Annotated in this window: 7 protein-coding genes and 1 pseudogene; 5 read left to right on the top strand and 3 right to left on the bottom strand. The window is 74.4% G+C overall.

Annotation, left to right across the window (positions count from 1 at the left end; all coding sequences use genetic code 11):
- Positions 1-77: 77 nt before the first annotated feature.
- A complete protein-coding gene (locus ACWGIU_RS22625) occupies positions 78-1,583 on the bottom strand; it encodes a hypothetical protein (RefSeq protein ID WP_453708469.1) in 1,506 nt (501 codons plus the stop codon).
- A gap of 151 nt (positions 1,584-1,734) precedes the next feature.
- Here ACWGIU_RS22625 and ACWGIU_RS22620 point away from each other — a divergent pair, with 151 nt between their 5' ends.
- The 3 genes from ACWGIU_RS22620 to ACWGIU_RS22610 are packed head-to-tail and all read left to right on the top strand — an operon-like array spanning position 1,735 to position 4,002.
- A complete protein-coding gene (locus ACWGIU_RS22620) occupies positions 1,735-2,502 on the top strand; it encodes a LamB/YcsF family protein (protein ID WP_453708471.1) in 768 nt (255 codons plus the stop codon).
- Positions 2,499-3,122, top strand: coding sequence for a 5-oxoprolinase subunit B family protein (locus tag ACWGIU_RS22615; protein WP_453708467.1), 624 nt, complete (start codon positions 2,499-2,501; stop codon positions 3,120-3,122). The genes ACWGIU_RS22620 and ACWGIU_RS22615 overlap by 4 nt, the downstream gene beginning before the upstream one ends.
- The gene (locus ACWGIU_RS22610) at positions 3,115-4,002 is read left to right on the top strand and encodes a 5-oxoprolinase subunit C family protein (protein ID WP_453708465.1); all 888 of its coding nucleotides are present in this window, start codon (positions 3,115-3,117) and stop codon (positions 4,000-4,002) included. The genes ACWGIU_RS22615 and ACWGIU_RS22610 overlap by 8 nt, the downstream gene beginning before the upstream one ends.
- A 184-nt stretch (positions 4,003-4,186) precedes the next feature.
- Here the strand turns inward: ACWGIU_RS22610 and ACWGIU_RS22605 are convergent, their stop codons facing one another.
- Together ACWGIU_RS22605 and ACWGIU_RS22600 are read right to left on the bottom strand one after the other, a co-directional pair.
- Positions 4,187-5,584, bottom strand: coding sequence for a HEAT repeat domain-containing protein (locus ACWGIU_RS22605; protein WP_453708464.1), 1,398 nt, complete (start codon positions 5,582-5,584; stop codon positions 4,187-4,189).
- A 332-nt stretch (positions 5,585-5,916) separates the two neighbouring features.
- The gene (locus ACWGIU_RS22600; RefSeq protein WP_453708462.1) at positions 5,917-6,339 is read right to left on the bottom strand and encodes an ankyrin repeat domain-containing protein; all 423 of its coding nucleotides are present in this window, start codon (positions 6,337-6,339) and stop codon (positions 5,917-5,919) included.
- Between the two features lie 330 nt (positions 6,340-6,669).
- On the opposite strand from ACWGIU_RS22600, the gene ACWGIU_RS22595 reads away from it, so the two are divergent.
- Together ACWGIU_RS22595 and ACWGIU_RS22590 are read left to right on the top strand one after the other, a co-directional pair.
- On the top strand, positions 6,670-6,864 hold the full coding sequence (locus ACWGIU_RS22595; RefSeq protein ID WP_030706611.1) for a hypothetical protein: 195 nt from the start codon (positions 6,670-6,672) through the stop codon (positions 6,862-6,864).
- A gap of 314 nt (positions 6,865-7,178) precedes the next feature.
- Positions 7,179-7,853 (top strand): annotated as a pseudogene (locus tag ACWGIU_RS22590) (hypothetical protein); the annotation flags it as partial.

The raw sequence follows: 7,853 nt of genomic DNA, 5'->3' as shown, positions 1-7,853 counted from the left end.
GCTGGGAGGTGCCCCCTGCTCAAACGCCGGCGAGGCTGAAATGGCCCGGCACAGCAGCCCGTCCAGGGCAGTGGCGGTCACGAGGCCTCCGCGCGGTCGGCCGCCATGCCCGCGGCGTCCAGCAGGGCGGTCCCGACGATGAGGTCGGCGCCGCCGAACTCGTGGTCGTCGAGCTGGGTGCCGTCGTCCACGGCGAAGAGCAGCCGCTCCTCACCCTGCCGGTAGGCCGTGCCGACGGCCGGGCTCGCCGCGTGGACGGCCAGCAGGGCCACCAGGTAGGGCAGTTCCGGATCGCTGCGGCGGGCCTGCGCGAGGAGTCCGGACAGCCGGCGCGGGGCGTCGTGCGGGAGGTCCAGGAGCTCCATCGCGGCGGCGAGCTGCTCCTCGCTGAAGCGGCTGTCGTCCGGGGTGGCGATGAGGTCCGGCTCGGGCATCTCCGCGCCGAGGTGCTCGCGCTCCACCGGCGGGGTGAGCAGGATCTCGACCAGGTCGGCCACCCGTACCGAGACGGGGGTGCGCAGCCCCGCGCCGGAGGCGAAGAAGGCTGCGGTCACCCGGCTCGCCTGCTCCAGGGGGAGCGGCAGGAGCGGAGCGACGAGCTGGCCGTAGAGGTCGATGCCGGAGCGGGGCGCCGGGGCCGCGAAGGCCTGGCGGTCCTGTTCGGCGCGGAACAGCGGGCCGGCGTCCAGGAGCCGGGACTGGAGCTGGGTGTGCCGGCGGATGCAGTCCTTGACGATGTCGACGAGTTCGGCCGCGCGCCGCTTGTTCTCCGGCTCCTCCGCCTCGTCGCGCGCCTTGCGGATGTTGGTCAGGATCGCGTTCTCGTGCCGGTAGCGGTCGGCGACGTGGTCCAGGGCTTCGGCGATCATGTCCGGCACGGCCTGCAGCCAGTCCACCGCCCGGACGTTGCGGCGCGTCGCGTCCAGTGTGCGGCGCAGGGTCTCGGCGTACTGGACGGTCCGGTAGCGGGCCTGCTCGGCGGCGAGCTGGGCGTCGGCCAGCCGCCCGCGGCTGATCAGCACCTCCAGCTTGACCTCGGCGGCGATCTGGGCGCTGGTGACGTCGGTGTCGAGGGCGCCGACGAGGACGTTGACGGCCTCGTCGGTGGTGCGCAGGTAGACCACGCCGCCGTGGCCGGGGACCTCTTCGATCAGCTTGAAGTCGTAGTCCCGGCGCACGTAGAGGCCGTCGGGGCCGAAGGTTCCGTAGATGGCGCGGAATCCGCGGTCCACGCTGCCGACGTTGATGAGGTTCTCCAGCACCCAGCGGGCCACCCGCTCGTGCTCGGCCGCCGGGCGGGACGGTGCCTGGGCCGCGACGCGCGGCAGCAGCCTGGCCACTATCTGCTCGTGGTCGGCGCCGGTGTCGAAGTCCATGTTGAGGGTGACCAGATCGATCGCGGCCAGCGCGACCTCCGCCATCGCGTAGACCCCGTACTCGCCGGCCAGATTGGCCTTGCGTACGTCGAGGTCGTGCAGCGGGGCGGTGCAGGCGAGGGCGCGCAGCCGCCGGGCCAGGCCCTCGTCGGCGGCCGGGCCCGGCGCCGGGGACGGAAGGGTCTTCGCCGGGGCAGGGAGAGTCACGGACAAAGACTAGGTCCTGTTACTGACAACATCCCAAACGGCATGGTTCGGCCGGATCGTCCCCTAGCCGTCCGCCCGCTCCGCACCCGGTGTCACCGTCGGCCGCCTGCTCTACGCTCAGCCCATGGATTCCATGATCGCATCCGCTGCTGTGATCGACCTCAACGCCGACCTCGGCGAGGGCTTCGGGCGCTGGACGCTCACCGAGGACGAGGCGCTCCTCTCGGTCGTCACGAGCGCCAACGTGGCCTGCGGCTTCCACGCCGGTGACCCGTCCATCATGCGGCGGGTCTGCGAGCTGGCCGCGGAGCGGGGCGTACGGATCGGCGCGCAGGTGTCCTACCGCGATCTGGCCGGCTTCGGGCGGCGCTCCATGGACGTGCCGCCCGGCGAGCTCGCCGACGAGGTGGCCTACCAGATCGGGGCGCTGGAGGTGTTCGCGCGGGCGGCCGGCTCCCGGGTGTCCTACGTGAAACCGCACGGCGCGCTCTACAACCGCACCGTGCACGACGCCGGCCAGGCCGCAGCCGTGGTGGCGGGCGTCCGGCTGGCGGCAGGCTCCGGTGCCACCGGGGGCCTGCCGGTACTGGGCCTGCCCGGGTCGCTGCTGCTCGCCGCCGCCTCGGAGGCCGGGCTGGCTCCCGTACCGGAGGCCTTCGCCGACCGCGCCTACACGCCGGCCGGGACGCTGGTCCCGCGCGGCGAACCGGATGCCGTGCTGCACGATCCGGACGCGGTCGTGGCGCGGGCCGTCCGGATGGCGGCCGAGGGGGCGGTGACGGCGGCCGACGGGTCGCCGGTCCGGGTGGCCGCGCGCTCGCTGTGCCTGCACGGGGACACGCCGGGCGCGGCCGGGCTCGCCCGCCTGGTCCGGGAGGCGCTGGGCGCGGCCGGGGTCCGGGTGGAGGCCTTCGCGTGAGGACCCTCGTGGTGGGCGGCGCGGCGCTGCTGGTCGAGCTGGACTCGGCGGAAGAGGTCGCCGCGCTCCACGCCGAGCTGCTGCGCCGCCGGGACGCGGGCGAGCTGGGTCCCGTACGGGATCTGGTGCCCGCCGCGCGGACCGTGCTGCTGGACGGCGTGCGGGATCCGGCCGCGCTCGGTGCCCGGATCGCGCGGTGGGAGGTGCCGCCGCTCGCGCCGACGCAGGGGCCTCAGGTCACCGTCCCGGTGCGGTACGACGGCCCCGACCTGGTGGAGGTGGCCCGGCTGTGGGGGGTGGCCCCGCGGGAGGTCCCGGGCATCGTCGGCGCCGCCGACTTCCGGGTGGCCTTCTGCGGTTTCGCGCCGGGCTTCGGCTATCTGACGGGGCTGCCGGAGCGGTTCCACGTCCCCCGGCGCGAGTCGCCCCGTACGGCCGTCCCGGCGGGCTCGCTGGCGCTGGCCGGGGAGTACGCGGGGGTGTACCCGCGGTCCTCCCCCGGCGGCTGGCGGCTGATCGGCTCCACGGACGCGGTGCTGTGGGACCCGCGGCGGGAACCGGCGGCGCTGTTCGCGCCCGGGGTCCGGGTCCGGTTCACGGAGGAGAACGGCCGTGGCTGAGGGGCTGCCGAGGCTGCCGGGGCTGCTCGTGTTGCGGCCGGGGGCGCTGACCACGGTCCAGGACCGGGGCCGCCCCGGGTACGCGCACCTGGGGGTCCCGCGCTCGGGAGCGCTCGACACGGCGGCGTACGCGCTGGCCAACCGGCTGGTCGGCAACGCGCCGGGCGCGGCGGCGCTGGAGACGACCCTGGACGGGGTCGGGCTGCGGGCCCTGGCTGCGACCACCGTGGCCGTCACCGGCGCGCCCTGTCCGGTACGGATCTCCGGTCGCCCGGTGGCCTGGGGAGCGCCGGTCCGGCTGCCGGCAGGGGCGGAGCTGGAGGTGGGCCGGGCGGAGTCGGGAGTGCGCGGCTACGTCGCGGTGCGAGGAGGCCTGGGCGGCCCGCCGGTCCTGGGCAGTCGCTCCACGGACCTGCTGTCCGGGCTGGGGCCGCCGGTCCTGGCGGCCGGGATGCTGCTGCCGGTGGGCGCGCCGGGCCCGGATCCGGCTCCCGGGGCGGATGCCTGCGGCCTGCCCGGGCCGCCTTCGGAGCTGCTGCTCCCGCTGCGGCTCGGGCCGCGGGCGGACTGGTTCACGGAAGCTTCGCTGGCCGGGCTGTGGGTGGCGGCGTTCCGGGTGTCGGCCGTGTCGAACCGGATCGGGCTCCGGACGGAGGCGGGGCCCGCGCTGGTCCGCGCCCGGGCGGGCGAGCTGCCGAGCGAGGGCATGGTGCTGGGCGCGGTACAGGTGCCGCCGGACGGGCTGCCGGTGGTGTTCCTGGCCGATCATCCGGTGACGGGCGGCTACCCGGTGGTCGGTGTGGTGCCGCCGGGCCCGGCCCTGGACGCGGCGGCGCAGGCCCGGCCGGGGATCCCGGTCAGGTTCGTGCGGGCCCGGTGAACCGTCCGGGGCGGCTTCGGTCGGCGCGGACCGGACACGGCGTGCGAGGACACGGCTCTTCCCGGCGTCCGGCAGCGCCTTCCGGCTTCCTTCCGGCAGCGCCTTCCGGCGCCCCGGCACGCACGCGGCCCGGCTCCCCGAGGACGGGCCGGGCCGGGGTGCGTCGCGGTGCGGGCCGGTGGGGTTACACGGCGGACTCCGGGGCGATGCGGCTGCGGACGGCCGACTGGACGTCCTCCTCCTCGGCCGGATCGGCGGCCAGGCGGCGCAGCCGGGGCGCCACGCGGGCGTCGGCCGTCTCGGCGTGGTGGGCGGCCACCTCGCGGGTGGTCTCCTCGCAGTCCCACAGGCATTCGACGGCGAAGCCCGCCGCGAAGGAGGGGTCGGTGCTGGCCAGGGCCCGTGCGGCCCGGCCGCGCAGGTGGGACGAGGCGGTCTCGCGGTAGATGTGGCGCAGCACGGGGGCCGCGCAGCCGATGGCGAGCCGGCCGGCCCCGTCCACGAGGGCGAACAGGCGCCGGGTGTCCGGGCCCGCACCGCGCACGGTGGAGCGCAGGGCGCCCAGCACCAGGCCCGCGTCCTCGGCTCCGCCGCGGGCGGCCAGGATGGCCGCGGCGGCCTCGCCGAGCGCGTCGGGGCGGTGGACCCAGCGTCGGGCCCGTTCGACGGCCTCGGGGCCGCACATGCGCTCGTAGGCGGCCACGGCGGGCTCGTCGGCGGCGGCTTCGATGAGGTCCAGCACGGCCGGGTTGTCCGGCTCGGCGAGGACCAGGTGGTGCAGGGCGGTGGCCCGGGCGGCCTCACCGTCGGCGCCGGCGGCGGCCGCGAGGATGGCGGAGCGGTCCTCGGGCTGGGCCACGGCGGCGAGGCAGCGGGCGGCGGGGACGTGCAGCGGGGTACCGCGGCGCAGCCCGTCGGCGGCCCAGTCGAAGACGGCCTGGACGCCCCAGCCGGGCCGGGGCCCGCCCGGGGTCATCTGCCGCTGCCAGCGGTCGAAGGAGCCCTGCTGACGGGCGGCGCGCAGGCGCTCCCCGTACGGGGCGGTCTCCTCCCACAGGCGCCACGGCCGGGGCTCGTAGGCGTCGCGGACGGCGGCGGCCAGCCGCGCCTCGCCCTCCGCCGTGGCGGGGAAACGGGCGAGGACGGCGGCGGCCAGGGACCGCAGGCCTTCGTCGTCGTCGCGCAGGGCCAGCTCGTCGAGTGCCCAGGCCCAGTTCGCCCCGGAGGCGGCGTAGCGGCGCAGCAGCATGAGCGCGTCGTCGCGGCCGTAGGAGGCCAGGTGGCCCAGGACGGACAGGGCGAGGCCTGTGCGGTGGTCCTCCTCGTCGACGAGGTCGTCGGCGCTGAAGAGGTGGGCGTCGATCTCGCCCAGGGGACCGGCGAGGTCCAGGTACAGCCGGGCGTAGTACAACGAGCGGTTCTCGACCTGCCAGTCCTGGCGCGGATCGCGGAGCACGCACTGGTTGAGGGCCTCGAGGGCCTCCGCCCTGGGTGCCGCGAGTGCGTGCAGCGTGCCGTCGCCGCGGCCGCGCTGGAGGAGCCCGAGCAGGGTACCGCTCGGCGCTATGACTGGTTCGAACATGGGAATGGCCTCAAATCAAGCTGGGGACGCAACCGGGAATCGGGATTCACAGGGCCGCGTAACAGCATGTGAGGACGTCCGCCGTCATGTTCCGCTCGATGTAGACCATTGCCTTCTCACTCTCGTCGGTGCTTCGTGACCATGGAGGCCGGGCCGGGCCGGCACACCCTTCGTGTCCTGCCCGCTTCTGCCCGTCCCCCGTGCTCGCGAATCGAATCCGACGCCATGATGACCCAGCCGGTTTGTGCACCGCGACCACATTTATGGCCGCCGTGACCAACCTGTGAGCTCCGGATGTGCCGGGGCCGCGCCAGATCCCAGGCAAAACCGGACTACTCGGCTCCGAAAAGTTCCAGCAGGTCGGCCTTGGCGAACATGCGCGCCGTGTCCACGGCGGAGGGGGTTCCGGCCTTCGGGTCGGCCCCGCCGGCGAGCAGCGCGCGGATCACTCCCTCCTCGCCCTTGAAGACGGCGCCGGCGAGCGGGGTCTGGCCGCGGTCGTTGGCGCGGTCGGCCTCGGCGCCGCGGGCCAGCAGGGCCGACACGGCGTCGGCGTGGCCGTGGTAGGCGGCGAGCATGACCAGGGTGTCGCCGCGGTCGTTGGTGAGGTTCGCCGGGACCCCTGCGTCCAGGTAGGCGGTGAGCGTCTCGGTCTCACCCTGGCGGGCGAGGTCGAAGATCTTGGTGGCCAGCTCGATGACGTCCTCGTCGGGGACGCCCTGGGAACCGGAGCCCTTCGCTGCGTGCTCGCTCATGGTTCGTACCGCCTTTCACTCGTTGCTGACATGGTCCGCCCGCCCGTCACGACGTCGAAGACCCGGCCGGGGGCCGGGCGGGCAGGGGGGTGCACGGCGCTGCGTCCGTACGGGTGAATCGCCAGAGTAGCGCCCTGGCCTGCACATGTCCGGGTCGGGCCGAGGCAATGATCACCCTCGACAGACCGTGCGCCGGGCACGCCACCCAGGCTGAGCCGGTCAAGTGAAAAACCCCTGGATTCACCCGAATGCACCTTTTGTCGCATTGATACTTCCTGTGAGCCTGGAAGAACTGATGGTGACTGTCCCCACCAACCAGGAGAAAACCTCATGGTCCTGTCCATCTCAGGCGTGGTCCTGCTCGGCATCATCTGCTTCCTCTTCTTCAAGAAGGACGGGATGAAGCTGTCGCACGCGTTCGTCTGCTCGCTCTTCGGTTTCTTCCTCGCCGGCTCCGCCATCGCCCCGAGCATCACGGCGAGCACGGCGAGCCTCGCGAGCCTGCTCGGCGGGATCAAGCTCTAGGTCGGGGGCCGCGAAGTGGCGCCGACCGCCCGGAGGGTGGGCCCCGCGGCCTCCGGTGCCATGGGGTCTCCCCAGGCCCGCAGGGCCGGGGGGAAGCCTCGCAAGGCGGAGGGGCGCTCGCGTACCGGACGTACTCGGGCGCCCGACAACGCGGCGAGGTGCGGTGCCAGGCGTCGCGGGGCAGGCGGGACTCGGACACGACCTGGTGCTGTGACCGGAAAGGTTCACCGGATCACAGCACTAGCCCGACCGTCACACAGCGACAACCAGCAGCACCAGGAACACCGTCACACCCACAACTCCAGGAGACGCCCGTGGCCCGGCGCCCACTTCCCCGCATCCTCAGCAGCGGCACCACGTCGCTGGCCCGGGGCCGCGACCTCGCTCGCACGGCCGCCGACAGTGCCACGGACGTCCTCCATCCGCTCCTCGTCATCGGACGCGGCCTGCGCATCCTGGCCGCGGCCGGGCGGCGCCGGTGGTCGCAGACCCCCAAGGACAAGCGTGGTCCCGCGCTGTTCCTCGGAGCGGCCTGCGTCCTCGTGGTCGCACTCGTCCCCTACGGTCCCCTCCTCGCCCTGATCACCCTCATGGCGGCGGCGGCCTGGCACGGAGGCGACCGCACCGCGGCGAAGGCCGGACCGAGCGAAGCCGAGACCAAACGGCTCGCCTGCCTCTACGAAGCCCTCGTGCCGTACTTCTCCATCCCGGAGGACCCGAGTCCGCTCTTCGCCCACGGCGGGGACTGGGACAAGGCCTTCAGCGGCTACGAGTTCGACGAGGCGGGCCGCATCACCCGGCTCCACATCCGCTACCCGGCCTACTTCACCGACGGCGAGGCCACCTCACGGGCCCGGATCGAGGCACTGCTGCACGCCAAGTCCGGGCGCGGACGGGAGTATCTCTTCAACTGGGACGAGGAGGGCAACCAGCTCGACCTGAGGGTGCTGGCGGCGCTGCCGACGGGCATCGCCGCCCAGCCGTTCGTC

The organism is Streptomyces sp. NPDC054840, assembly GCF_053611065.1.
Note: the sequence above shows the minus strand (reverse complement) of the source record. Positions and strands in the feature narration are given on the sequence as shown.

Coding starts and splice junctions, on each gene's coding strand:
- ACWGIU_RS22605 (WP_453708464.1), bottom strand. CDS start 5,584: ATGTTCGAACCAGTCATAGCGCCGAGCGGTACCCTGCTCGGGCTCCTC.
- ACWGIU_RS22600 (WP_453708462.1), bottom strand. CDS start 6,339: ATGAGCGAGCACGCAGCGAAGGGCTCCGGTTCCCAGGGCGTCCCCGAC.
- ACWGIU_RS22595 (WP_030706611.1), top strand. CDS start 6,670: ATGGTCCTGTCCATCTCAGGCGTGGTCCTGCTCGGCATCATCTGCTTC.